The following is a 24,630-nucleotide window of genomic DNA, read 5'->3' on the forward strand; positions in this document are numbered from 1 at the left end:
GGCAGTCGAGAGAGAGGCCCGAGATGACGCACCTGCCCGAACTTCCGGTCGACCGTCCCGCCGGCTGCCCCTTCGACCCGCCCGCGCAGCTGGGCCCGATCCGCGAGCGGCACCCGGTGGTCCGCCTGACCTACCCCGACGGCCACGAGGGCTGGCTCGTCACCGGCTACGCGCAGGTCCGCGCGGTGCTGGCCGACCAGCGCTTCAGCTCCCGCTACGAGCTCGCGCACTACCCGATGCCCGGTCTGGAAGGCATCGAGGTGCCGGCCGCGGCGCCCGGCGACCTGACCGGCGTCGACGACCCGGAGCACTCCCGCTACCGCAAGCTCCTGACCGGCCGGTTCACCGTCCGGCGGATGCGGCAGCTGACCGAACGCGTCGAGCAGGTCACCGCCGAGCACCTGGACGCGATGGCCCGGCAGGGTCCCGTGGTGGACCTGGTCCAGGCCTTCGCGCACCCCGTGCCCGCCGTGATGATCTGCGAGCTGCTGGGGGTGCCCTACGCCGACCGCGAGTCCTTCCAGGGCCACGCCGCCGCGGTGTCCGATGTGGACGCCGCCCCCGAGGAACGCTTCGCCGCGTACGGCAAGCTGCAGGAGTACGTCGGCCGGCTGGTCCCGGCGAAACGCGCCGAGCCGACCGACGACATCCTCAGCGAGCTGACCACCAGCGACCTCACCGACGAGGAGCTGGCCGGCCTCGCCACCTTCCTGCTGGGGGCCGGTCTCGACACGACCGCGAACATGCTGGCGCTGGGCACTTTCGCCCTGCTTCAACACCCCGAGCAGCTCGACGCGTTGCGCGCCGACCCGGACCTCGCCGACAAGGCGGTCGAGGAGCTGCTGCGGTACCTGAGCATCACGCACACCGGGGTGCGGGCGGCACTGGAGGACGTCGAGCTCGACGGGCAGCTGATCAAGGCGGGCGAGTCGGTCACTTTCTCCGTGCAGGCCGGCAATCGCGATCCGGAGCGGTTCGCCGATCCCGACACGCTAGACCTCAGCCGGGGCGTGCCCGGGCACCTGACGTTCGGGCACGGCATCCACCAGTGCCTCGGCCAGCAGCTGGCCCGGGTCGAGATGCGCGTCGCGCTGCCGGCGCTGGTCCGCCGGTTCCCGACGCTGCGGCTGGCCGTCGCGCCCGAGGACGTGGCGCTGCGGCCCGGGCACCAGAACATCTACGGCGTGCAGCGGCTCCCGGTGACCTGGGACCAGGGCTAGCGACGCGCCAGGGCCAGCAGGCCGTCGCGGATTTCCGGACGGCTGGCGGCCACCAGCAGGAACGTCGCTTCCCGCACCAGCCGACCTGCGTGCTCGCCGGCGAGCACGGAGCGGCTGCCGGTAGCGGCCACGAGGGCCCCGGCGCTGCGGTAGGCCAGCTCAGCGCCCGCCGCGCGGGCGGCGGGCAGCGATGCGGGGTCGGTGAGGCCCGAGTCGAGGCGGATGCGGATCTGTTCCTGTTCGGCCCGCAGGGCAGTGGCCGTTCCGTTCTGGCCCAGGTCGTCGAGCAGGCGGGCACAGCGTTCGGCCAGGCCGAGGGGGGCGCAGCCGTTGAGCCGCGACGCGAAGGTGTTCCCCGCGATGAAGTCGGCGTGTGAGACCTCGGCGAGCACGCGTTCGGCGGGCACCAAGTAGTCGTCCAGTCCGATGCGGACGGTCGAGGTGCCTTGCGCGGCAATCAAGTGCAGCGGACTGACGTCGAGTCCGTGTCCGGCCACCGGAGCGACCACGGTGGTGACGACGGTGTCCTCCGGCGTTCGACCCGAGAGCATCAGCAAGTCGATCCCACCCCAGCCGCTCACGAACGGTGCCTCGCCGTCGAAGCGGAAACCGTCGCTGACCCGCCTGGCCCGGGTGCGCGGCGGTGTCGGGATCACGCCCGCGTAGGCAACTCCGGCCCGGACGGTGCCTTTGACCAGGTCAGCGAGGTATTCGGAGCGCAACGCCTCGTTGGCCGAACCGGACAGGCCGGCGACGAGACCGTGGTGCTGGATCCAGGTGAACGTGGTACTCAGGCACCCGCCGGCCAGCGTCTCGATCACCTCGACGAGCTCGGCCAGACCCGCGCCGGGACCACCGGCGTCGGGGGGCGCGGCAAGGCCGTAGAGGCCGGACTCGGCCAGCGCGTCGAAGTGCGACCGCGGCACCTCGCCACGCAGGTCGACCTGCGCAGCGGCGGGGAACAGCACGTCATCGGCGAGTGCCCGCGCTCGGGCGACGAGGTTCGACACAAGAGTTAGGCTACCCTAATTCGACGGAAAACAAGCCGCCGAATGCACCGAAAGCCACCACGGAGGCGACCGTGGTGGCTTTCGGTGTTCAGACCATCAGAGCTCGTACAGACGCTTCCAGTTCTCCCGCGAGGTGAGCTCCGGCATCGCGCGCTTGTACTGCTCCTGCACGCCCGCGCCTTCCTTGCGGAGCCGCTGGATCGTCTTCGCACCGCGCCGGGCGAGGTCGAACATCTTCACCTTGTCGTACGTGCGCACGCGCACGCCTTCCTGCGAAGCGTCCGTGACCACGGCCGTGTCGAACAGCGCGATGTGCCACCAGTGCGCCTCGTCGATCGGCACCGCGCCGAGGCCGAAGCGGCTGCGGCCGAGCACGCGGTCGATCACGCGCTTGATCAGCACCAGGCGCTGCATGCTGGGCCGCGGCGCGCTGTTGATGATGCCGATGTCGTTGGACGCGATGCCCGGGACGTCGGTGGCCTTGTGCCGCTTGGTCTCCGGGTACTCCCCGCGGATCCGGCGGATCTCCTTCATCGCGGCGACACCGCCGTCACGCAGGACCTCCGGGCCCTCGAGGAAGTCCTCGACGGCCTTGATCAGCGTGGCCGACAGGCCGTACTGCATACCCAGCAGGTAGCGCACGAGCTGCGCCAGCAGCACGCGCGACAGCAGGTTCAGGTTGAACGGCGAGTGCAGCGCGGCGGTGATGATCGAGTTGCGCAGGTTGAAGTACCGGTGCCACTCGTCCCAGTCCTTCCAGTGGAAGTCCGCGTGCCACACGCCGGCGCCCGGCAGCGTCACCGTCGGGAAGCCGTACTCACGGGCACGGTAGGAGTACTCCGCGTCGTCCCACTGGAAGAAGAACGGCATCGGGTAACCGATGGCCTTCACGACCTCGTAGGGGATCAGGCACGACCACCAGCCGTTGTACCCGGCGTCGAGGCGGCGCTCCTGGCGGTTGGGCTTGAGGGTCTCCTCGTCGACGCCCAGCAGGTCGGCCGTGGACAGCGAGTGCGTGACCGGCTGGCCCGGCTCCAGCGTGTTCAGGCGCGCGTACTCGGCGCCGACGTGCAGCTGGTTCGGGTGCAGCAGGTTGAGCATCTGGCCGCCGACGATGATCGGGTTGGCCGCGCGGTTGGAGAACGCCGTCATGCGCACGACGAGGTCCGGCTCCAGGAGCACGTCGTCGTCCATGAACAGCACGTTGGCGTGCTCGGTGGCGGTGTGGCCGGCCACCTCGTACAGGCCGCGGGTGAAGCCGCCGGCGCCGCCGAGGTTCGGCTGCTTGATGTAGTGCAGCTTGTCGCCGAGGTCCTTCGCGACCTGCTCGAAGCCATCGCGCGACTCGACGAGGTCGGTGCCCTGGTCGGCGACGTAGATGGCGTCGAGCGTGTGCAGCGACGACACGTCGGCGGCGAGCGCCTGCAGGTTCTTGAGGCAGTCGTCCGCGCGGTTCATCGTGCAGATCGTGACCGCGGTCGGGCGGATCTTCTCCGGCGCGTCGACCGTCCAGCGGACCTGCTCGACGCGCAGCGTCTGGCCGCCCTCGGTCTCGAGGTCGAGCCACAGCGCGCCGCCGTCGTAGAACTTGTCGAGGCTCGCGGTCATCGTGACCTTGCGGGCCTTGGCGCCGGAGACCTGCTCGGCGTTGACCACGCGGGCGTCGCCCTGGAGGTCGGACGCGCCGACCGAGAGCAGGCCGTCGCCGCTGACCACGGCTTCCACGGTGACCGAGGTGACCGTGGTCCAGCGCTGCCAGTAGCTGGCCGGGAAGCGGCCGAAGTAGGTGTTGCCGGTGACCTTCGACGACGGTTCGACAGTGAGCGCGTCGCGGTCACGCACCGCGGAGCCCCATTCGAGCTCGGCGTAGAGGTCCTTGCTGACGATCGGCGCCGGGCCGGCGTACAGCCCGCGCTGGGCCGTCAGCCTCCCTTCGGGCGCGTGCTCCGCGAACCGGGTCTCGCCTTCGGGGGCCGCCTCCGCGACCGGGGCTGCTTTACCGGGCATCGAACTCAGTTCTCCTTTACCGGCCGCTCACGAAACACGACCCACTTGAGCATGACGAAATTGATCACGGTCGCCGTCGCCTGTGACACGACCCAGCCGAACGTGGCCTTCCACGTCGACTCCGGGAGCAGGTGCAGCATCCACTGGTTCACACCGACCGCCACGAGGAAGGTCACGGCGTAGAGCAGGATGAAGCTGCCGACCTGCGTGCCGCCATCGCGACGGCCGCCGGCGAACGTGAACCGGCGATTCAGGAAGAACGCCGTGGTCGTACCCACGACGAAGCTGATCGCGCGAGCGATGTCGACCCACGGCACCGCGTCCATGCCGATAGCCCTGAGCAGCGAGTATGTACCCAGATCGAGCAGCGCGCAGAACCCGCCGATCAGCCCGAAGCGGATGAGCTGACCGAGCAGACCGGGGCCCACCGGTGTTGTCACCGTCGTCTCACTCTGCGGTTCCGTAGCCACCACTGGAATACCTTCTCGGCTCGATGCGTCGTCGTCTCGGGAAGCCCTGTCCGTGTCGACTTTGACGCGCGGACGCTTGTGCCTTGATGCGCAAAGTGTAGAAGCGAGCGCTTCAGGGTCACGTTCCGGGCGTCGTTCGGCGTGGCTACTCCTACCCGTGCCCCCACCACCACCCTCAACGGAGGCGCTCCGCACCAGTGTGTTTACTGGATGGGTGACCCAGACACCCGACACACAGCGACGCACGCTCACCGGCTGGGGACGCACCGCCGGGACCGTCGCCGACGTCCTGAGCACGCCTGATGTCGAGACCATCGCGGCCGCCGTCGCGTCGGCCGGCCCTCGCGGGGTCATCGCGCGCGGCCTCGGCCGCTCCTACGGCGACCCGGCGCAGAACGCCGGCGGCCTGGTGGTCGACATGACCGCGCTCGACCGCATCCACTCGATCGACCCCGACTCCGGCCTGGTCGACCTCGACGCCGGCGTGAGCCTCGACAAGCTCATGCGCGAGGCGCTCCCCCACGGCCTCTGGGTGCCGGTGCTGCCGGGCACGCGCCAGGTCACGATCGGCGGCGCGATCGCCAACGACATCCACGGCAAGAACCACCACTCGGCCGGCAGCTTCGGCAACCACGTGGTGTCGATGGACCTGCTCACGGCCGACGGTCGCGTCCGCGCCCTCACGCCGGACGGCGACGAGGCGGAACTGTTCTGGGCGACAGTGGCCGGCATCGGCCTCACCGGCATCATCACGCGCGCCACCGTGCGGATGAAAAAGACGGAGTCGGCATATTTCTACGTGGACGCCGACCGCACGTCGAGCCTCGACGAGACCCTCGCGCTGTTCACCGACGGTTCGGACCTCAACTACGACTACTCGATGTCGGTCCCGGACCTGATCTCGTCGGACTCGCGGCTCGGCCGGGCCACGTTCTCGCGCGGCTCGCTCGCCACGCTGGACCAGCTGCCCGCGAAGCTGCGCAGCGAACCGCTGAAGTTCGACGCGCCGAAGCTCGCGACGCTGCCCGACGTGTTCCCCAACGGCCTGGGCAACAAGCTCACCTTCGGCCTGATCAACGAGCTGTGGCAGAAGACCGTGCCCAAGAAGGGCGTGCGCGGCAAGGTCCAGAACCTGACGCAGTTCTACCACCCGCTGGACATGATCTCGGAGTGGAACCGCGCGTACGGCTCCAAGGGCTTCCTGCAGTACCAGTTCTCGGTGCCGTTCGGCGCGGAAGACCAGCTCAAGGCCATCTGCCGGCGGATCGCGACGTCGGGGCACTACTCGTTCCTCAACGTGTTCAAGCGCATGGGCGACGCCAACCCGGCGCCGATGTCGTGGCCCTCGCCCGGCTGGATGCTGAGCGTGGACTTCCCGATCAAGACCGGCCTGAGCCGGTTCTGCCTCGAGCTCGACGACGAGGTGCTCGCCGCGGGCGGCCGCCTGTACACCGCGAAGGACTCGCGGACCGGCGCCGAGACGTTCGCGAAGATGTACCCGCGGCTCGAGGAGTGGCGCAAGGTCCGCGCCGCCGTTGACCCCGAAGGCGTTTTCGCCTCTGACATGAGCCGGAGGCTCGCACTGTGATCGACGCCGTTGGCAACCCCCAGTCCCTGCTGCTGCTCGGCGGCACGTCCGACATCGCGCTGGCCATCGCGGAGAAGTACCTCGCGGAGAAGCCGCTGCGGGTCGTGCTGGCCGCGCGTCCGTCGCCCCGGCTCGACGCCGCGGCACAGCGCCTGAAGGATCGCGGCGCCGAGGTGTCCACTGTGGACTTCGACGCCAAGGACACGGCTTCGCACCCCGCCGTGCTCGACCGCGCGTTCGCCGGCGGCGACATCGACGTGGCCGTGGTCGCGTTCGGCCTGCTGGGCGACCCCGAGGAGGTCTGGCAGGACCACGCCAAGGCCGTGGAGCTGGCGACGGTGAACTACGCGGCCGCCGTGTCGGTGGGCGTGGCGCTGTCGGAGAAGCTCAAGGGCCAGGGCCACGGCACGATCATCGCGCTGTCCTCGGTGGCCGGTGAGCGCGTGCGGCGCTCGAACTTCGTGTACGGCTCCACCAAGGCCGGCTTCGACGGCTTCTACCTGGGCCTCGGCGAGGCGCTCGCCGACCACGGCGTGAAGGTCACCGTCGTCCGCCCGGGTCACGTCAAGACCAAGATGACGGCCGGGCTGAAGGACGCTCCCCTGGCCCAGACCGCCGAGCAGGTGGCCGACATCGCCGTGGCCGCGGCGCGCACTGGCAAGGACTTGGTGTGGGCGCCGGCGCAGTTCCGGCTGGTGATGTCGGTGCTGCGGCACGTGCCGCGTCCGATTTTCCGGAAACTGCCGATCTGACCGGGAACGCCCGAGGCGGGACCTTCGTCGCATATGGTGCACGAAGGTCTTTCACCTTTCTGGGGTTCCACCATGCCGGGCCAGGCAGCGCGGCTCGACGCCGTGCTCCAGCGGTTCCAGGAGCAGGCGGCCCGCGCCGCCGAACTCAAGGACCAGATCGCGAACCTGCGCGGGCACGCCCGCAACGCCGACGGGTCGGTGACGGTCACCGTCGCCCCGTCGGGTGCCGTGCTCGGGCTGCAGCTGAGCCCGCAGGCGATGCGGCGCTCGCACACCGCGTTGCAGCAGGAGATCCTCGGCGCCATCCGCTCGGCGACGCAGCAGGCCGCGGCGGCGCTGAACCAGACCGTGGAGCCCGTGCTGGGTGAGCGGGCGGAGCAGTTCCGCGAGGCGTTCAACGCGCACGTCGAGCCGCTCGGGCCGAGTGCGCCGCCGCCCGCCAGCTCGCTGGCCGCGCCTGGGCAACCCGGGCAGCCTGGCCAGCCGCCACAAATGCCACAACCGCCGCAGAACGCTCGGAACGAGACGAACCCGCGAGCCGTCGAAGACGACGACTTCGGGGGTCCCGTTCTTCGGCGGGAGTGATCGTGACCAGTGGGTTCAAGATCGAGCCGGCGGCGCTCAACGCGCACGCGAGCGGCTCGAAGGAAGCGGCCGGGCACTTCGGCAGCCTCGCGCAGCTGCTGCAGCAGGCACGCGTGAGCGACGACTGCTTCGGCCCGCTCGGCGAGCTGATGGCGTACAAGTACTTCGACTCGTTGCAGGAGTGCCAGGACCTCGCCGACCAGGCGAAAACGTTCCTGGAGGCGATCGCGGACAAGACCACGCTGGCCGCGCAGGCGTACCAGGGCCACGAGGACGCGACCACCGACGCCGTGACCGGGCTCGGCAAGGAGCTCGCCGACGGCGGCAGCGGCGCGGGGTCGCTGTCGGACGTGAACCACGCGGGCGACGCGGGCCGCAAGAGCTACCTGGAGCAGAACGGCGGCTACGGCAGCTCGTGGCTGTCGACGTCGACCGAGGTTTCTTCTGCGAGCAGCCCACCGGACGTGGCGATCGCGGCCGTGCACACGCGCATGGAGCAGATCCAGCTGGTGACGAGCCCCGGGAAGTCGCTGATCGACAACGGGCTCGGGTTCCTCATCGGCATCGTGATCAGCCCGCTCGTGGAGTTCGTGCTGGAGCCGGCGATCGGCGACCCCGAGCAGATGCGCAGCACCGCGCAGGGCTGGGCGCAGGTGGCGCAGTGGCTCGACGGCGCCGGCGAGCACGAGCGCAAGCGCGCGGACCTCACGAAGGAGCCGTGGGAAGGCTCCGGCGGCGACGCGTTCCGCACGCAGATGGGCGAGTTCTCCGAGGGCGCGGCGGCGTTCGCGGACGAGGTGCGCGGCCTGCAGCAGATCCTGGAGCTGGCGGCGGACCTGTTCGACGCGTTCGTGGAGATCGTGATCGACATCCTGCAAGAGCTGGTGATGGGCCTGATCATCGAGTGGCTCGCGGCCCTGGCGGCTTCGTGGATCACGGCCGGCGCGTCGGTGGGGGCCGCGGGTGCCGCGACCACGGGCGAGGTCGCGGTGACCGGCGGGCGGCTCGGGATGAAGGTCAAGCAGCTGCTGGGCAAGCTTCGGCCGCTCATCGAGGAACTCGAGAAGATCCTGCAGAAGCTGCGCACGGGGCCGTTGAAGAAGGTCGTGGAGCGCGTGGAAGGCCTGCGCAACGGCAACTTCCTCGAGAAACGCGTGGCGGACCTGATCGACAAGAACCCGCTCGCGAAGATCCTCACGAAGGCCGACTCCGCAACGGGCATGTCGCGAACGACCAACCACTTCGCGAACGTCCGGCGGATGCTCGACGACGACGGCAACGTGATCGGCGATGCTCTGACCGAAGGCAGCGACGCGCTGACCCACAACCTGACCGAGACCGGCTTGCGGCTGGCCGGCATGAGCGGCACATCGAGTGTCGGCAAGGCGGCGTGGCGCGGGGCCAAGGGCAACATCCTCGAGCAGGGCATCGAGCAGGGTGTGAAGTACGGGTACATCCAGTCGCAGACCGACAGTGCCGAAGAGCGCCGCGAGGCGACCGACCGAGGGTTCTCACTCGAAGAATGAATCTCGCCGATCCCCTGGGTGCCGCCACGCAGGCGCGGCCACACCTGCATTCCCATGAACGTTTGTTGTGGGCTGCCTTCGGTGGTGTCATCGGGTACGACGTCCGTGGTCTCGACGAGTTCGGCAATCCCGCGAAGAGTCTCATGCGCAAAGTCGGCTCGGGGCTGGCGGATTTCGCCGGCGGGGTGGTGGACGCGGCGTTGTCCGGTGACGAGGACAGCGGCAGCGGCGGGACCGGCCCCAAGCCGAAACCCGCCGTGATCGTTTTCGGTGACCGGTCCGGGCTTCTCGCCGAGCAGCTGGTGAGAGGTGCGCGGCCCGCGTTGTGGGTGCTGACCAACTCGCGATTGCTGCTGTTGCGGGTCGTGGTGGCGCCGGAGCCCGTCGAGGAGCCGGAGAAGTCGTTGCTGGGCAAGGCGATGGGCTTCGGACGGGGGATGGCGAAGTTCGGCAAGGACGTGGCGGAGATCGTCACGGACCGGCGCAAGACGTACGGCGCCAACCGCGAGGGTGAGCCGGTGGCGGTGCGGGAGTTCGAGGTGGCGGCGTCGCTGCCGCGTGAGCAGATCGCGGGGTTCGCCGTGGCTTCGCGCGGCCGTGAACCGGGCCTGCGGATGTCGCTTGTGGACGGTTCCGGGCTCGACCTGCGGTTCGGCGTGGCCGAGCCCGAGGCGTTCGACTGGCTGCTGGCCCGCACGAACGGAGCCGCGTGATGCGCGCGCAGGAGCTGAAGCAGGCGGGCGAGGTCGACGAGATCATCGAGCGCGACTACGCGAAGGTGTGGCTGCGCAAGAAGGAACGGCTGCTGCTGGGCTGTCCGCCGGCGCACGGCCACGTCGTCGCGTGGGTCGGCGGCGCGCTGCACCTGCCGTACACGCCGGCGCGCGAGCCGGTGAAGGTCACGACGGCGCCGGGCCGCTGGCCGACGCCCGCCGGGCTGCCCGACGAGGACTGGACCGACGACCCGTCGCTGGCCTACCGCGTGGAAGCCGCGGCGCGTACGGCCGTGGCCGTGCGGATCGCCGACCACCTGGCGTTCTCCGCCGGCGCCGCGCGCCTGACCTGGACGGATCGGCGGCTCGCGCTCGTGTACCCGACGAAGTTCGTGGCCGAGCCGGACACGAAGGACTTCTTCGTGACGGCCGAGGAGTTCCCGGCCGACGTCGTGGCGCGGCTCGACGCCGTGACCCCCGGCCGCAGCTTCCCACCCGAGCCGGGGATCCGGTTCACCTTCGCCGACGGCTCCACGCTGACCCAGCGTGACCTGCTGGCGCCGATGAAGGTGCGAAGAGCCCTCTCGCGCCGCTACGGTGCCGATCGCTACTAAATCCGACCACAGTCACGGCCGAATGGCTTCGTGGCAACGGTTACGTGCCGCGTGGGGGTCGGCCTACTTTTGGCCGGACCAGTAACGGGCATCAACCGATCGGTGGATGCCGGGTGACCGGACCGACGATGGTTCCGGCCCGCGTTCCCCCGAAGACTCGGACGTATGGGTAAAGACTTCCGTTCGTCCGCGTTCGCCCTGCTCATCGACATCGGCGCACCCGTCGGGGGCTACTACCTGCTGAGGGCGTTCGGCGTGGTGCCCGTGTGGGCGCTGCTGCTGAGCGGCCTGCCTCCGGCGTTGCGCGTGCTCTACACGGCCGTCACGCGGCGGCGAGTGGACGGGATGGGCTTGTTCGTGCTGGCGATCGTCGCCGTGAGCGTGGTGACGACGCTGCTCACCGGCGACGCGCGGCTGCTGCTGGTGCGCAACGCGTGGTTCAGTTCGCTCGCCGGCGTCTGGCTGCTGGCGAGCCTGGTCATCGGCCGCCGGCCGGTCACCTACGAGGCCGCCCGCACGCTGCTGCCGGGCAAGGGCGCGCAGCTCGACGACGCGTGGGAGCAGCGGCCGTCGTTCCGGCGTCTGTGGCGGGTGCTCGCCGTGGTCTGGGGCGTCGGCGGACTGGTGCACAGCGGCGTGAGCATCGCCATGGCGTACACGCTGCCCATCGACGACGTGCCCGCGTTGGACACGGTGGTGTCGATCGCGTTCTTCGTGCTCCTGCAGGTGGTGACGCAGGTGCTGCTCGTGCGCGAGGGTTCGATGCGCACGGTGTGGCAGCGGCCGGCGACCGTGCGCTGACCGGTCACTGCCCGCGCGCCGGCGCCAGGTAGAGGTGCTGCGTGCCGGCGCGGGGTGAGTCGATGGTCCAGGCCGCCAGCGCCGTCGGCGGAGGCGCGCGCGGCGTCGTTTCGAGCACCAGTTCCGGGGTCGTGGGCGCGACGCCGTGGTCGAAGTGGTGGAAGTTGGCTTCGATCAGGGCCCGGCCGAGCTCGTTGCTGCGCAGCTTCGTCTCGGTGATCGCGGGGTCGACGGCACCGCGGTCGGAGAACTCGCCGACGAGGTGACAATCGCATGCGTACGCGAGCGCACCCGTTTCGCCGGGGCTCTCCACGGCGCGCCCCTTCGCCAGCGTGGCCAGCTGCGTGCCGATCTCGCGGTACTCATCCGTCGCGGCGAGGTTGCCCGTGATCGGCGCGAACCGTCGCGGCAGACCGGGCGCCACATACACGCCGACCGCGGCGGCGAGCACCAGCCCCGCCGCGGCCGCCACCGGGACGCGGTGCGGCGTCACGCAGATCCACGCCGCGAGAAACACCGTCGCACCAACGATCGCGGGCGCGTACGACCACGGATCAGGCGACGCGACGACCACCGAGTGCACGATCCCGGCCCCCGCGAGTACGGCGAACGGCCGAGTGGCTTCGTCCCGGCGGACCAGCGCCACGATGGCCGCGAGCGGCACCGGCAGAAACGAAATCAGCGTGGCGGCCGGGAAGTCGAGCCACGGCACCGTCGGCTGCTGAAAGACGACGGTGTCCGGCACCGCCGACCCGAGCACGAACCAGCTGAACGCAAACCACGGCACCGCAACGACAAGGGCCGCGAACGTCGTCCGCCAGACGCCCTCCCAGAACCTCGGCCGCGCCACGAACACCACCAGCGCGACCACCAGCAGATCGACCCGCACGAGCAGCAAGGCCCCGGCGGCAAACCCGAGCGCGGCGGGCCGCCGTTCCGTCGCGAACACCAGCATCCACACCGCACCGGCCGCCGCAGGCAACACCTCCAGCCCGACCGCTGACACGAGCAGCGGGTTGAGCAGCAAGGCGGCGAAGGCGAGCAGCACGAACTGGCGCGGGAGGCCGGTTTTTTCGGCGAGCCTGTTGAGTCCTGTCGCGAGCAGCACCTGCGCGGCCACGAACACCACGCCGGCCCCCACCACCGCGTCGCGCACAACGACCGTCACGGCGGCCACAGCGGCTACGTGCAGCGGCGAGGTGGCCGTGTTGGCCGTGCCTTGCTCGACGAGGCCCCAGTGGCCGTGCAGGGCGAGATTGCGGGCGTAGGACAGCGTGACGTATGCGTCGTCGACCAAATGTCGGCTGGCCAGCAGGAACACGGCGGCTGACACGGCCGCGACACCGAGCGGCAGCCACCTGTCGATGGCCGGCCGGACGACGGTGTCGCTTCGCATCACGCGACACCGTACACAACCGCCGTGATCTTTCTGTGACCTACTCTGGTCCCTTCAGGCCGCGCACGAGCCAGCGCGGGACCGAGCGATCAGATCCCGTCACCAGTCCCTGTTCCGGTTCCTGTTCCGTTGCTGGTTCCAGTTCCACCGGGGCCACCAGGCCCACCCTGGCCGAACCCAGGCCCACCACGGAAATCTCGGTACCCGCCACCACCACCGCCATCGCGGAAGTGCGACATCCCCGGCCGCCCGTCGTGCTGAGTCGCGGCCATGACGCCGCCGACGATCCCGCCGCCGACGAGCAGCCCCAGGACGCCGACACCGACCAGCTGGGTCACCCGGTTGCCCACGAACCGGCGGAACCCGCCGGGCCGGCGAGCCGGCTGCGGTGCGCCCCACGCACCAGGCGGAGGCTGCTGACCGTACGGCTGCTGCGGCATTCCAGGCTGCTGCATGCCGGGCTGCTGCGCGCCGGGCTGCTGCACACCCGGCTGCTGCATTCCAGGCTGCTGCATTCCAGGCTGTGGAGCTTCTGCCTGCTGCTGTCCCGGCGGGACCTGCTGCGGCCCCGGCGCCTGCTGCCCGCCGGCGCCAACCCCCTGCTGCTGGTTCTCCGCCGTCACGTGCGTGTCATCCCCAGAACCACCAGCAGCAGCCGCACCACCGACACCGGGCTGCGAACTCTCCGCCGTCGCATCCTGCGGCAAACCACCATCACCGGACTGCTCCGGCGGGACCTGGTCACTCATCTTCGGCTCCTCCGGCTGAAGTGGGAACGAGCGGCCTGCTCGCCCCCACGTCCGAGGATGACCGGTATTTCTGTGCGCAGCCTGAAGCTCAGCTGTCTAAATTCCAGCGCAATTCACAGGTAAACGACTCACAGGTAGAACGACAGGAACAACGTCACAACCCACGTCAACCCGAGCACCTGCAACACCCGGTCCCGCAAGGCGATCTCATCCGGCGCCCCGGCGTTGCCACCATCGACGTCCACCGCGTACCGCAGCACAGCGATCACGAACGGCACCATAGACACGACAGCCCACAGCGAATCGTGCTCCGCCTGCCGGATCTCGAACGCCCACAGGCAGTAGGACATGATCAGAATGGCCGCCGACGTCGCCCACACGAACCGCAGGTAACTCGCCGAGTACTTCTTCAGCGACGACCGGATCTTCGCGCCCGTGCGTTCGAACAGCATGATCTCCGCGTAGCGCTTGCCCGCCACCATGAACAGCGAGCCGAACGCCGTGACCAGCAGGAACCACTGCGACATGGCGATCCCGCCGGCGACACCACCGGCGATCGAGCGCATCAGGAAGCCCGAGCCGACGATCGCGAGGTCCACCACCGGCTGGTGCTTGAGCCCGAAGCAGTACCCGAGCTGCACGGCTTCGTACACGCCGAGCACCACGGCCAGCTCCCAGCTCGCGGTGAAGGACACCGCGAGACCGGCCAGGAAGAACACCACCGCGGCGGCGTAAGCCACCGGCACCGGCACGATCCCGGCCGCGATGGGCCGGTTGCGCTTCGTCGGGTGGGCGCGGTCGGCGTCGACGTCGACGGCGTCGTTGATGAGGTAGACCGACGAGGCCGTCAGCGAGAAGGCCACGAACGCGATCAGCGCGTCGATGACCAGCTCGGTGCGGTTGGTCGCCTTCGAGAACGCGAAGAACGGTGCGGCGAACACCAGCACGTTCTTCACCCACTGCTTCGGGCGCGCAGTCTTGATCACGCCCAGCACCAGCGCCACGGGGTTCGTGCCGGCCGAAGCGGCAGCCGGGGTCGCCGGCTCCGAAACGGCGGTCGAGGAGGCGGCCGCGTCAGCGGCAGCTTCCTCCGTCTCGACCTTCACGGCTTCGTCCGCCTTCGCGGATTCAGCCGGGTCGGTCGAGTTCTCGGCACGCTCGTCGGTCGTTTCGCTCATCGTCTCTTCAGCTTCCGTCGGATCAGACCACCGACGAGGCCTCCCAGGGCCGCACCGGCCAGTACGTCGGTCGGATAGTGGACGCCGAGCAGCAGCCGCGAGGCCAGCATCGGCGGTACGAGGGCGGGGACCAGGTTACGCCCGGTGAGTCCGGAGTAGAGCACTGCCGCGGCCGTCGTGGACGTCGCGTGCGAAGACGGGAAGCTCAGCTTGCTCGGCGTGCCGACCAGGACCTCGACGCTCGGGTGGTCCGGACGACGCCGCCTGACCACGCGTTTCACGGCGATCGAGGCGGCGTGCGCGCCGACGACGCCGGCGGACGCGACGAGCCAGTCCTTGCGCCGTGGCTTGTCCACCGCGGCGCCGATCAGGCCGAGCGCGAACCAGCCCGCGCTGTGCTCGCCGAACAGCGACATCCCGCGCGCGACCTGCACCGTGCCCGGCTTCTTCAGGAAGCGCTGGGCCTGGGACAACACGGCGACCTCACCACTCGGTTCGGCCGCCGGCGTCACGACGGGAGTCCCGGCCTCGGCCGGAACAGCACGCTGCTCAAGCATCGATCGACCCGTCGAGGGGCTTGCCCTCGGTGAGGTGCGGCGCGATCTTGTTGTCGAACATCGACAGCGCCGAGCCGATCGCCATGTGCATATCGAGGTACTTGTACGTGCCAAGGCGGCCGCCGAACAGCACGTTCTTCTCGCGGGCCTCGGCCTTGGCCAGTTCGCGGTAGCTCTCGAGCTTCTCGCGGTTCTCCGGCGTGTTGATCGGGTAGTACGGCTCGTCGTCTTCCGTCGCGAAGCGCGAGAACTCGCGGAAGATGACCGTCTTGTCCTTCGGGTAGTCCCGCTCCGGGTGGAAGTGGCGGAACTCGATGATGCGGGTGTAGGGCACTTCCTGGTCGTTGTAGTTCACGACCGGGGCGCCCTGGAAGTCACCGGTCTCCGCTACCTCGGACTCGAAGTCGACGGTGCGCCAGGTGAACCGGCCCGCCGAGTAGTCGAAGTAGCGGTCCAGCGGCCCGGTGTAGACGGTCGGCGTGCCCGCGGGGATCTGGTCGCGCACGTCGAAGTAGTCGACGTTCAGCCGGATCTCGATGTTCTCGTGCTCGGCCATCTTCTCGAGCCACGCGGTGTACCCGTCGACGGGCAGGCCCTCGTAGGTGTCGTTGAAATACCGGTTGTCGAACGTGTACCGGACCGGCAGGCGCGTGATGATGTTCGCGCCCAGGTTCTTGGGGTCGTTCTCCCACTGCTTCGCGGTGTACCCGCGGATGAAGGCCTCGTACAGCGGACGGCCGACCAGCGAGATGGCCTTTTCCTCGAGGTTCTCGGCGGCGTCGGTCTGGAACTCGGACGCCTGCTTGGCGATGAGCTCACGGGCCTCGTCCGGGGTGTGGGACTTGCCGAAGAACTGGTTGATCAGGGCCAGGTTCATCGGGAACGAGTAGACCTGGTCCTTGACCTTGGCGAACACCCGGTGCTGGTAGCCGGTGAACTCGGTGAAGCGGTTGACGTACTCCCACACGCGCTTGTTCGAAGTGTGGAACAGGTGCGCACCGTACTTGTGCACCTCGATACCGGTCTCGGGCTCGGCCTCGGAGTAGGCGTTGCCGCCGAGGTGGCTCCGGCGCTCGAGCACCAGAACCTTCTTGCCGAGCTCGGCCGCGGCCCGCTCGGCGACGGTCAGCCCGAAGAAACCGGACCCGACGACGACGAGGTCGTAGCCGGCGAACTCGTGTTCAGTAATCTTGGCGGGGTTCGTGTGCTCGCTCACGGGCGCCCAGGGTACGCAGTCCTGACACCGTGGCCCGAACCGACCTCGGCATACCGCCGGCCGTAACGCACCGACACACGTGAGAAGCATGCCTGCACCGGACACCTTGGGAAGCTACTTGGTAGCGGTCGTCACCTACCTGACCGTGCTGGCGATACCCGGCGGCCTGGTGGGCTGGGCGGCCGGAGTGCGCGGCTGGGCGCTGGCCGGCCTCGCGCCGCTGGTCAGCTACGCCATAGCGGGTCTGGCCGGACCATGGCTCGCCGACGCCGGGCTCCCGTACAACGTCGGATCCGCCGCCCTGTGCACCGTGGGTCTGGCGGCCCTCATGTACGGCGTCCGGCGGCTGCTGATGGCCCGCGGCTGGCTGCGGCCGGGGGCGGAGGAGCCGCCGATCGAGTGGAGCAAACGGGCGCACTGGGCCGTGGCCGGGTGCCTGGTCGTGGCCGTGGGCCTGTCGATCGCCGTGGTGCTCTCGGCGCGCGGCGGCACGACGGCCGTCTTCCAGCGCTGGGACACCGTGTTCCACGCGAACGGCATCCGCTACATCGCCGACACCGGCGACGGCTCGCTCACCGGTATGGGCACCATCAACTGGTACCCCGACGGCTCGTTCTACCCGAACGCGTACCACCTGGTCGGCGCGCTGGTCTACCAGATCTCGGGCACGAGCGTCCCGGTCACGCTCAACGCCATCACCATGCCGGTCGCAGGCCTGTTCGCGCTGTCGATGGTGGCGCTGATCCGCCAGCTCGGCGGGCGCGCGGTGTACGCGGGCTGCACGGCGCTGGTCGCGGCGGCCGCCACGACGGGTGCGTACGAGTCGGTGTCGAGCGGGCTGCTGCCGTACGCGCTGGGCATCGTGCTCACGCCGCTGGCCGTGGTGGCGCTGCAGCGGTTCCTGGTGCGCCCGGGCGTCGACACGGGCCTGATCCTGGCGTTGACGGCCGACGGGCTGCTCGCGGCGCACTCGAGCGCGCTGTTCGGCGCGGTGCTGTTCGCGTTGCCGCTGGTGGTGCAGCGCTGGTACCGGTCGCTGCGGCGCAAGCGCGTGGACGGCGTGGCTCTCGAGACGCCGGCGTGGCGCGTGATCCTGGGCGACGTGCTGCGGATGCTGCCGGTCCTGGTGGTCAGCGGCGTGCTGGCGGCGCCGCAGATCCTGGGCGCGATCGGGTTCACCTCCGGCGCGTACCCGTACTACTCGTGGAACTCGAACCTGCCGATCCCGCTCGCGCTGAAGCTGCTCGTGACGTTCCAGCAGGTGCTCAGCCGGCCGCAGATCTGGCTGACGGTGCTGCTCGCGCTGGGCACGCTCACGTTTTTCACACTGCGGCGGATGCGCTGGGTGCTGCTCTCGGCGATCGGGCTTTCGGGATTCTTCGTGCTGGTCACCTGCTACGGCTACCTGCCGTGGGTGGTGTCGCTGTCACGGCCGTGGTGGAACGACCGGTACCGGCTGATGGCGCTGGCCGCGATCCCGCTGTGCCTGCTCGCGGGCCACGGCATGGCGGAGCTGCAGCGGTGGATCGCGCGGCTGGCCCGCAGCGGCTCGTGGGTGCGCTCGCGGCCGCAGGTGCTGGCTCGGCTCGGCCTGGTGACGGCCGTGGTCGTGGTGGCCGCGATGGCCGTGCTGACCGGCGGGTTCTACCGCAACGCGAACGCGACGGCCGTCTCGTACCTGTACTACAACGGGCCCGAGGGCGAGGTGACGCCGCCGGTGAGCGCGGACGAGATCGCCGCCATGGAGCACCTCGGCACGATGGGGATCCCCGCGCAGGAGAAGGTGCTCAACGACCGCATGGACGGCACCGCGTGGATGTACGCGATCGCCGGCGTGCACCCGGTGGCCGGCCACTACGACGGCGGCGGCCACGTCGATCCGGACGCCGTGTACCTGGCCCTGCACTTCCGCGACTACGACACGGACCCGCGCGTGCGCGACGCCGTGCGGCGGCTGGACGTGCACCACGTGCTGGTGGGCAGCGGCACGATCCGCAAGGACACGCCGATCGCGCCCGGGCTGCAGAGGCTGGACGGGCTCGATTTCCTGCGGGTCGACTACCGGAATCCCGGTGCGGTGATCTACACGATCGTGAAGTGATTTTGTGAGCCTCGTGGCCGCGGCTGCCCCGGCCGCGGCCACGAGGACCTCCCATTCCCCAGCACCCCCGGGGTGCTCACGGGTGAGAAGAGCGGCCCGGTGAAGGGCCGTCTCCCCCTCTTCTCACCTGCTTGACGCCCGGGTCGGGAAATCGGTTTCCCGGCGGGGATGAAGTCACCTGAACGGCCTAGCTGTCCTTGAGCGTGGGCAGCACGTTCTCCACGACCTGCTCCAGCACGGACTCGTGGCCCTCGTACGGGCCGCTCGAACGCGGCCAGTGCGCGATGACGTCGGTGAAGCCCAGCTCGCGCGAGCGTTCGACGGCTTCGCTGAACGCGGCGACGCTGCTCAGCGAGAAGACCGGCGCCGCGTCGAGGCTCAGGTAGCGGTGCACGGAGTCGCGCTCGCGGCCGACGGCGTCGAGACGCTCGTCGAACACGCGGCTGAGCTCGGCGATGCCCTGCCACCACTCGTCGGTGGTCGCGCCGCCGCGGCCGGTGGTGGCCCAGCCGGCGCCGAAGCGGGCGGCCAGCGTCATCGTGCGCGGTCCGTTGGCCGCGACGACGAACGGCAGCCGCGGGCGCTGCACGGTGCCGGGGAGGTTGCGGGCGCCGTGGGCCTGGTAGTACTCGCCCTCGAAGTCGAAGCGGTCGGTCATCAGCAGGCCGTCGAGCGATTCGACGAACTCCGTGAAGCGGTCGGCGCGCTGCTTCGGCGTGAAGTCGGGCGCGCCGAGCACCTGCACGTCGTAGTTCTTCGCGTCCACGCCCGCGCCGACGCCCAGCACGAACCGGCCGTCGGACACGTCGTCGAGGGTGATCAGCTCGCGCGCGAACGGCACCGGGTGCCGCGCCACGGGCGACGCGACGAACGTGCCCAGGCGGATGGTGGACGTGACCATGGCGGCGGCCGTGAGGGTGGGCACGGCCGAGAACCACGGGCCGTCGACCAGGGATCTCCAACCCAGGTGGTCGTAGGTCCACGCGTGGTCGAAGCCGTACTCCTCGGCGGCCCGCCACTTGGGCTCGGCCGCCCACCAACGATCTTCCGGAAGGATCACGATGCCTGCTCGCACGAGGGTGGACGGTATCGGCAACCACCGACATTCGCTCGAACGGGCGGTGCCCGTGCCCGGTTCGGGGACAATGGGCCAGTGGAGAAACCCCGCTTGATCGCGTCCGACGTCGACGGCACCCTGCTCGGCCCCACCGAGGTCCTTTCCGCCCGCACCATCGAGGTCGTGCGACGGGTACGCGCCGACGGCGTCCCGTTCGTCCTGTGCACCGGCCGGCCGCCGCGGTGGATCCCGCCGATCGCGGGGCCGTTGGGGCTGACGGGGTATGCGGTTTGTGCGAACGGCGCGGTGCTGCTGGATATCGCTTCTTCGGAGGTGGTGGCGGTGCACGGGCTGCTTTCGCCTGTGCTGCTGAACGATCTGGCCTCGGCGCTGGACAAGGCGCTGCCTGGGTGCCGGCTGGCGACGGAGCGGATCAGCACGGATGTCCGGAGTTTCGTGATCGAGCCGGAGTACCGGAACCCGTGGGGCGACGGCGAGGGCCGGACGGCTCCGCGCGCCGAGGTACTGGGGCACTCGGCGATCAAGCTGCTGATCAGCCACCGGGGCCTGGGGTCGGAGGAAATGGCGAGGGCGGCGCGGGCGGTGCTGGACGGGGCGGTCGACATCACCTACTCGTCTTCGGGCGGGCTGATCGAGCTGTCGGCGCACGGGGTCACGAAGGCGACGGGGTTGGCGGATGTGGCTGAGCGGTTTTCGGTGCCGGCCGGGCGGGTGATCGCTTTCGGCGACATGCCGAACGACGTGGAGATGCTGCAGTGGGCCGGGCACGGGGTGGCGATGGCGAACGGTCACCGCGCAGTGCTGGACGTGGCGGACGAGGTGACGGGGCCGGCTGCGGAGGATGGGGTGGCGCAGGTTTTGGAGCGGTGGTTTTAGGCGGTCTTGCCACTCGGAGTGGGATCTCGGTGGGATCTTGCCGCTGGCTTCGGTACTTGCCTGTGGTGACGGCGACTTGCCACTTGGCGATCTGTCTTGCCAGCGGGCTGGACGAGTTGCCGCTGACCAGCGCACTTGCCATGGCACGGAGTTCGCCACTCGAGGCCTGACTTGCCACTTCACCGGCTAGTTGCCGCTTGCCGCTCCCACTTGCCAATCGACACGGCGACTTGCCAGCGGCAGTGGCAAGTCAGTCCCGGGTGGCGGGGCGGGCGTCCAAAGCTGCGGCGTCTTCCGGGGTAGGGGCGGTGCCGCCGAGGTGGGCCGGGAGCCACCAGCGTTCGGAGGGCGTGGGGGATTCCGGGTAGTCCGCCTGGGCGCGGTCGAGGAGCTCCGACAGGCGGGAGCGCAGTTCGGCGGTCCCCGCTTCGCAGTCGTCCGCGAGCCCCGGGTGCATCGGGTGCATCGGGGCGCCGAGCAGGATCGAGATGGGCACGTGGCGCCGCGTGAGGTCCTTCGGGTGCCCCTTCGTCCACAGGCGCTGCGTGCCCCACAGTGCCATCGGCACGATGGGTACCCCGGCCTCCGCGGCCATGCGCACAGCGCCCGTCTTCAAGGCCTTCACCGTGAACGACCGGCTGATCGTCGCTTCAGGAAACACGCCGACGACCTCCCCTGCACGCAGCCGCGCGACGGCCTCCTCGTACGAAGCCTGGCCGGCAGACCTGTCGACGGGGATGTGGTGCATGCCCCGCATCAACGGTCCCGCCACTCGGTTCGCGAAGATCTCGTGCTTGGCCATGAACCGCACCAGCCGTTTGGCCGGCCGGGCGCCCAGGCCGCAATAGATGAAGTCCAGGTAGCTGACGTGCGTGCACGCGATCACCGCCCCGCCGCGCGCCGGCACGTGCTGCGCGCCCTCGATGCGGATGCGGTTGTCCAGCACCCGGAACATCGTCCGCGCGGCAACCAGCACGGGCGGGTACACGAAGTCGGCCATACCGCGAGGCTACGGGACCGTAGGTTTTTCGCGGCTACTCAAAGTGATCGTCGGCACGAAACGCGTCATTCGGGAACTTTCGCCACCGCCGGGCAACAACCGAGCACCACCGCCACCAGCGTGCAGAACAACGCGACGACCTGGTGCTTCACGTTCTCGATCCCGTCGCCCAACGCGGCCACGGCGAACTGGCCCACCGCAGTCGTCAGGAGGAGCGCGAGGGCGACGCCCAGCGCGGCCCGCCGATGTCGCCACGCGCGCCAGCCGACGAGGAGCCACACGGGCAGCAAGGCGAACAAGCCCAGGGGCGCCAGCAACCCCGTCAGGCCAGACCACAGTGGCACCCGGTACTCCTGCGCTGCCGGCGGCAAGCCGGCCGAAGCGTCGAAGGAGGCCAGGTACGGAGGGCGCGCCGTGAGCAGATCGCCGGCCGCGCGGTTCAAAATGCCCAGGGTGCGGTCCGGGTGCGTGACGAACCACTCCACGACGTCGCGCCGGCTCAAGCGGTCGCGGTACTGCGCGTACTGCGGGTCCAACGTCACGGGATGCGGGTGCCACCAGCCGTTGCCCGCGTATTGCCCAAACGACGGCGGCAGGCCGAGAGCCGCCAGATCCGCGGCCGTGTCGTGGTGGCCGTCGATGATGTTCAGGAACACCGTGTTCACCATGTTGATGTCGCGCGAGTCGTCGCCGGGTCGGGCAGACGCCGTGCCGTCGGGAGCGACAGCCGGGGCGACGGCCGTCTGAGCCCACCAGGTCCCGCCGGCCAGAGCGAGAACCACGAGAACCCCCGGCACCCAACGAGAACGCGTCACCAGCAGCACCGCGATGACCAGCAACGGCAAGACCATCAACGTCTGCACCTTGGCGTTCACCGCCATCAACCCGCCGACGACGGTCACCGCGGCGCCGACCCAAAGCCACCGTCGCCCCATCAGCAGCAGGCCGCCGACGGCCAGCAAAATGCCGAGAAAAGCCGTCCCCTCGCCCAAAGTCGAAGAGAAATAGCCGAAAAACGCCGAATCCGCCACCATCAGCAGCAAACCGACGGCCACGGGCAAGCGCACCCGCGGCCCGTACGGCAACCCGGCCACCACCACGGCCACCGCTGCCGCGGCGACAACCGAAGAAATCACGCCGAGCGCGACCAGGCTCAGCTCCGACCGCGACCCGAACCCCACCGCCAGCCGCGCGAGCCAGCTCTGGCTCAGCTGGTACGTCGGGTCGCAGCCGCCGGGTGTGGCCTCGTACACCAGGTGGACGTACTGCTCCGGCTTGCTGGTCCACGTGATGCCGGCGCCGCACAGGACGCGGAAGCCGTCGCCGTTGTCGGACATGGACACGGGGCGCGGCACGAGAAAGCGCACCAGCAACACGGCCAGGGACACGCCGAAGACCCCGAACCCGAGGGCCGTGGACCGGCGCGCCACCGTCATCCCGGGCACGATACGTACTGGAAGTCCGGTGCTCGATCGAGGTAGTCGATGAGCAGGCTGGCCTCGTCTGCGCGCGGGTACACGGAGATCCAGAACGGCGTGCCGGTGCGGCGGAACGTCGCGACGCGGTACCAGGCGCGGGTGTCGGCGGCGCAGTGCTGGCTCTTGGCGTAGCCGGATTCCTCGGGGACGGCCACCGTTGCGCGCATCAGGTTGGTGCCCACCAGCAGCCGCGAGCCCGCGCGGCTGGCGATGGCGCCCGGCGCGCCGGCGCTCACCACGGAGCCGGGCGGCAGGTACGAAGCGAGCCAGTCGCCGACTTCCGCGAGCTGTGCACTGTCGGTGTGCCACGCCCGCACGCTCTTGAGCACGTCCGGGCTCACCACCGACACGAGCACCGCGAACCCGGTCAGCACGGCCGCCACCACCGGCACCAGATGCGACACCGTGCGCGGCTTCGGTGACGGGTTCGCGGCCGTCAGGACGCCGTACGCGCCCACCGCAGCGACGGCCAGCAGCGGCGGCACAGGCACGAGCAGCCGCCACGACGGGCCGGTGTCGCCGTCGAGCACGACCACGAAAACCGTGAAGCACAAGGCCAACGCGAACAGCAGCCACAGCGCCGCGCGCGGTTCGGCCGCGCGTTCGGGCGTGCGCAGTGCGAGCAACCCCACCACAGCGGCAACGGCAAGCACCAGGAAACCCAGGTGTGCCAGTGAAAATCCCGCGAGGTAACGCCAGTCGGGGCCGAGGACGCGCACGGCGGAGTCGGGCAGGAAGTGGTGGTAGTACGTGGCGCGCCAGGCCGTCCACGGCACGAGGAACACCAGCGCGCCCAGCACGTAGCCCGCCGGCGTCCACCAGTCGTGCCGGCCGCGCGCGGCGGCGAGCGCCAGCCACAGCCCCGCGACGACGGCGAGCACCAGACCTTCCGGCCGGGTCATCACCGCGCCGGCCACGAGAACCCCCGCCACCACGGACCGGCGGGCGACCAGCGCGTAGGCCACGGCCAGCACCAGCAGCACGAACATCGGCAGCTCGGTGCCCGACGGCCCGTACACGGCGAGGCCGCTCGCGCCGGCCGTCAGCACGGCCGCCGCGACACCGATCGCGGGCTGCGGTTCCGCGCCTTCCGGCAGCGCGAGGCGCACGATGCGATTGGTGAGGAAGTACGCGAGAAGAACGCACCCCAACACCGCGACAACACCCAGTACAACGGCCGACGTCGGGATATCCGCGCCGAATGCCGCGCGCGGCAACGCGATCACCACGAGCCACAGGAAATTCGCGTAACCCTCGGTCCGGTCACCGGGATTGAACACGGGCCCGTTGCCGTCGGCGATGTTCTGCGCATAACGGAAGGTGACGAGCGCGTCTTCGGTCACGGTGGCGAACAACAGCTGGTGCACCAGCGAAAACGCGAGCACGAGCACCAGCACGAACGCCCGCCACCCGGCGTCGGTGGCGATCCGGCGCCAGGTCGCGACGACGAGCGCGCCGAGCACCAGCCAGCCCCCCACGACCGCGTAGACCACGCGACCCCCTGCCTCCAGCCCCCGGCCGGTCCCCACCGGCCGCCACCCCGACGCCACCTGCTGTCACGGTGAATCCCCGCGACGAAACCTCACTTTCGGGTGAGCAATTGGCCGGAATACACAGCGTTGTCTGGCGGTTCCGGCCGTCACTTCACGCTGGTCCAGTCAATCGCTTCCCTACGCTTCTCGGACATAAGCCGTTCGGGTGTATATCGGGCCCGC

At 69.9% G+C, this 24,630-nt stretch carries 23 protein-coding genes; 11 read left to right on the forward strand and 12 right to left on the reverse strand.

The window, feature by feature from the left end; all coding sequences use genetic code 11:
• Window positions 1-23: 23 nt before the first annotated feature.
• Window positions 24-1,220: a cytochrome P450 gene (locus AB0H62_RS05590; protein WP_360584312.1), complete on the forward strand. Its 1,197-nt coding sequence runs from the start codon at window positions 24-26 to the stop codon at window positions 1,218-1,220.
• Here the strand turns inward: AB0H62_RS05590 and AB0H62_RS05595 are convergent.
• From AB0H62_RS05595 to AB0H62_RS05605, 3 genes are all read right to left on the reverse strand, one after another.
• Window positions 1,217-2,230 (reverse strand): acyl-CoA dehydrogenase family protein, encoded by a 1,014-nt coding sequence (locus AB0H62_RS05595; protein ID WP_360584314.1) that lies wholly within the window; start codon window positions 2,228-2,230, stop codon window positions 1,217-1,219. The two genes, AB0H62_RS05590 and AB0H62_RS05595, sit on opposite strands and share 4 nt — an antisense overlap.
• 96 nt (window positions 2,231-2,326) lie before the next feature.
• Entirely contained in the window at window positions 2,327-4,237 is a 1,911-nt protein-coding gene (locus AB0H62_RS05600; RefSeq protein ID WP_220245622.1) for a glycosyltransferase, read from the reverse strand.
• Window positions 4,238-4,242: 5 nt separating this feature from the next.
• Window positions 4,243-4,710, reverse strand: coding sequence for a GtrA family protein (locus tag AB0H62_RS05605; RefSeq protein ID WP_220245621.1), 468 nt, complete (start codon window positions 4,708-4,710; stop codon window positions 4,243-4,245).
• Window positions 4,711-4,921: 211 nt separating this feature from the next.
• On the opposite strand from AB0H62_RS05605, the gene AB0H62_RS05610 reads away from it, so the two are divergent.
• From AB0H62_RS05610 to AB0H62_RS05640, 7 genes are all read left to right on the forward strand, one after another.
• Entirely contained in the window at window positions 4,922-6,295 is a 1,374-nt protein-coding gene (locus AB0H62_RS05610; RefSeq protein WP_220245620.1) for an FAD-binding oxidoreductase, read from the forward strand.
• Window positions 6,292-7,047 carry a decaprenylphospho-beta-D-erythro-pentofuranosid-2-ulose 2-reductase gene (locus AB0H62_RS05615; RefSeq protein ID WP_220245619.1) on the forward strand — a complete coding sequence of 252 codons (756 nt, stop codon included), beginning with the start codon at window positions 6,292-6,294 and terminating at the stop codon, window positions 7,045-7,047. The genes AB0H62_RS05610 and AB0H62_RS05615 overlap by 4 nt, the downstream gene beginning before the upstream one ends.
• Window positions 7,048-7,119: 72 nt before the next feature.
• Entirely contained in the window at window positions 7,120-7,632 is a 513-nt protein-coding gene (locus AB0H62_RS05620; RefSeq protein WP_220245618.1) for a YbaB/EbfC family nucleoid-associated protein, read from the forward strand.
• A gap of 2 nt (window positions 7,633-7,634) precedes the next feature.
• Window positions 7,635-9,158 (forward strand): WXG100 family type VII secretion target, encoded by a 1,524-nt coding sequence (locus tag AB0H62_RS05625; RefSeq protein WP_220245617.1) that lies wholly within the window; start codon window positions 7,635-7,637, stop codon window positions 9,156-9,158.
• A complete protein-coding gene (locus AB0H62_RS05630; RefSeq protein WP_220245616.1) occupies window positions 9,155-9,871 on the forward strand; it encodes a hypothetical protein in 717 nt (238 codons plus the stop codon). Before AB0H62_RS05625 ends, AB0H62_RS05630 begins: the two co-directional genes overlap by 4 nt.
• Window positions 9,871-10,485 carry a hypothetical protein gene (locus AB0H62_RS05635; RefSeq protein WP_360584318.1) on the forward strand — a complete coding sequence of 205 codons (615 nt, stop codon included), beginning with the start codon at window positions 9,871-9,873 and terminating at the stop codon, window positions 10,483-10,485. Before AB0H62_RS05630 ends, AB0H62_RS05635 begins: the two co-directional genes overlap by 1 nt.
• Before the next feature lie 165 nt (window positions 10,486-10,650).
• Window positions 10,651-11,286: a VC0807 family protein gene (locus tag AB0H62_RS05640; RefSeq protein WP_360584320.1), complete on the forward strand. Its 636-nt coding sequence runs from the start codon at window positions 10,651-10,653 to the stop codon at window positions 11,284-11,286.
• A 4-nt stretch (window positions 11,287-11,290) separates the two neighbouring features.
• Here AB0H62_RS05640 and AB0H62_RS05645 read toward each other — a convergent pair whose 3' ends face one another.
• Together AB0H62_RS05645 and AB0H62_RS05650 are read right to left on the reverse strand one after the other, a co-directional pair.
• Window positions 11,291-12,682: a hypothetical protein gene (locus tag AB0H62_RS05645; protein WP_360584322.1), complete on the reverse strand. Its 1,392-nt coding sequence runs from the start codon at window positions 12,680-12,682 to the stop codon at window positions 11,291-11,293.
• Between the two features lie 40 nt (window positions 12,683-12,722).
• The gene (locus tag AB0H62_RS05650) at window positions 12,723-12,905 is read right to left on the reverse strand and encodes a hypothetical protein (protein WP_360584324.1); all 183 of its coding nucleotides are present in this window, start codon (window positions 12,903-12,905) and stop codon (window positions 12,723-12,725) included.
• A 7-nt stretch (window positions 12,906-12,912) separates the two neighbouring features.
• On the opposite strand from AB0H62_RS05650, the gene AB0H62_RS05655 reads away from it, so the two are divergent.
• Window positions 12,913-13,554: a hypothetical protein gene (locus tag AB0H62_RS05655; RefSeq protein ID WP_360584326.1), complete on the forward strand. Its 642-nt coding sequence runs from the start codon at window positions 12,913-12,915 to the stop codon at window positions 13,552-13,554.
• 5 nt (window positions 13,555-13,559) lie between these two features.
• On the opposite strand, the gene AB0H62_RS05660 is transcribed toward AB0H62_RS05655, so the two are convergent.
• The 3 genes from AB0H62_RS05660 to glf are packed head-to-tail and all read right to left on the reverse strand — an operon-like array spanning window position 13,560 to window position 16,382.
• Entirely contained in the window at window positions 13,560-14,609 is a 1,050-nt protein-coding gene (locus tag AB0H62_RS05660; protein WP_220245613.1) for a decaprenyl-phosphate phosphoribosyltransferase, read from the reverse strand.
• The gene (locus AB0H62_RS05665) at window positions 14,606-15,166 is read right to left on the reverse strand and encodes a phosphatase PAP2 family protein (protein WP_255638583.1); all 561 of its coding nucleotides are present in this window, start codon (window positions 15,164-15,166) and stop codon (window positions 14,606-14,608) included. The genes AB0H62_RS05660 and AB0H62_RS05665 overlap by 4 nt, the downstream gene beginning before the upstream one ends.
• The gene (gene glf / locus AB0H62_RS05670) at window positions 15,159-16,382 is read right to left on the reverse strand and encodes a UDP-galactopyranose mutase (RefSeq protein WP_220245612.1); all 1,224 of its coding nucleotides are present in this window, start codon (window positions 16,380-16,382) and stop codon (window positions 15,159-15,161) included. Before glf ends, AB0H62_RS05665 begins: the two co-directional genes overlap by 8 nt.
• A gap of 88 nt (window positions 16,383-16,470) precedes the next feature.
• Between glf and AB0H62_RS05675 the strand changes: the two genes are divergently transcribed.
• Window positions 16,471-18,483, forward strand: a complete 2,013-nt coding sequence (locus AB0H62_RS05675) for a DUF6541 family protein (protein ID WP_220245611.1) — start codon at window positions 16,471-16,473, stop codon at window positions 18,481-18,483.
• Between the two features lie 187 nt (window positions 18,484-18,670).
• Here AB0H62_RS05675 and AB0H62_RS05680 read toward each other — a convergent pair whose 3' ends face one another.
• Entirely contained in the window at window positions 18,671-19,558 is an 888-nt protein-coding gene (locus tag AB0H62_RS05680; RefSeq protein ID WP_360584330.1) for an LLM class flavin-dependent oxidoreductase, read from the reverse strand.
• Window positions 19,559-19,651: 93 nt separating this feature from the next.
• On the opposite strand from AB0H62_RS05680, the gene AB0H62_RS05685 reads away from it, so the two are divergent.
• On the forward strand, window positions 19,652-20,437 hold the full coding sequence (locus tag AB0H62_RS05685) for an HAD family hydrolase (RefSeq protein WP_220247287.1): 786 nt from the start codon (window positions 19,652-19,654) through the stop codon (window positions 20,435-20,437).
• Window positions 20,438-20,687: 250 nt separating this feature from the next.
• Here AB0H62_RS05685 and AB0H62_RS05690 read toward each other — a convergent pair whose 3' ends face one another.
• The 3 genes from AB0H62_RS05690 to AB0H62_RS05700 form a co-directional block, all read right to left on the reverse strand.
• On the reverse strand, window positions 20,688-21,437 hold the full coding sequence (locus tag AB0H62_RS05690) for a lysophospholipid acyltransferase family protein (protein WP_220245609.1): 750 nt from the start codon (window positions 21,435-21,437) through the stop codon (window positions 20,688-20,690).
• A gap of 65 nt (window positions 21,438-21,502) precedes the next feature.
• Entirely contained in the window at window positions 21,503-22,873 is a 1,371-nt protein-coding gene (locus tag AB0H62_RS05695; RefSeq protein WP_220245608.1) for a hypothetical protein, read from the reverse strand.
• Window positions 22,870-24,408 (reverse strand): hypothetical protein, encoded by a 1,539-nt coding sequence (locus AB0H62_RS05700; RefSeq protein ID WP_220247286.1) that lies wholly within the window; start codon window positions 24,406-24,408, stop codon window positions 22,870-22,872. The genes AB0H62_RS05695 and AB0H62_RS05700 overlap by 4 nt, the downstream gene beginning before the upstream one ends.
• Between the last annotated feature and the right edge of the window lie 222 nt (window positions 24,409-24,630).

The sequence above is a fragment of the Amycolatopsis sp. NPDC050768 genome, assembly GCF_040654155.1.
Classification (GTDB): domain Bacteria; phylum Actinomycetota; class Actinomycetes; order Mycobacteriales; family Pseudonocardiaceae; genus Amycolatopsis.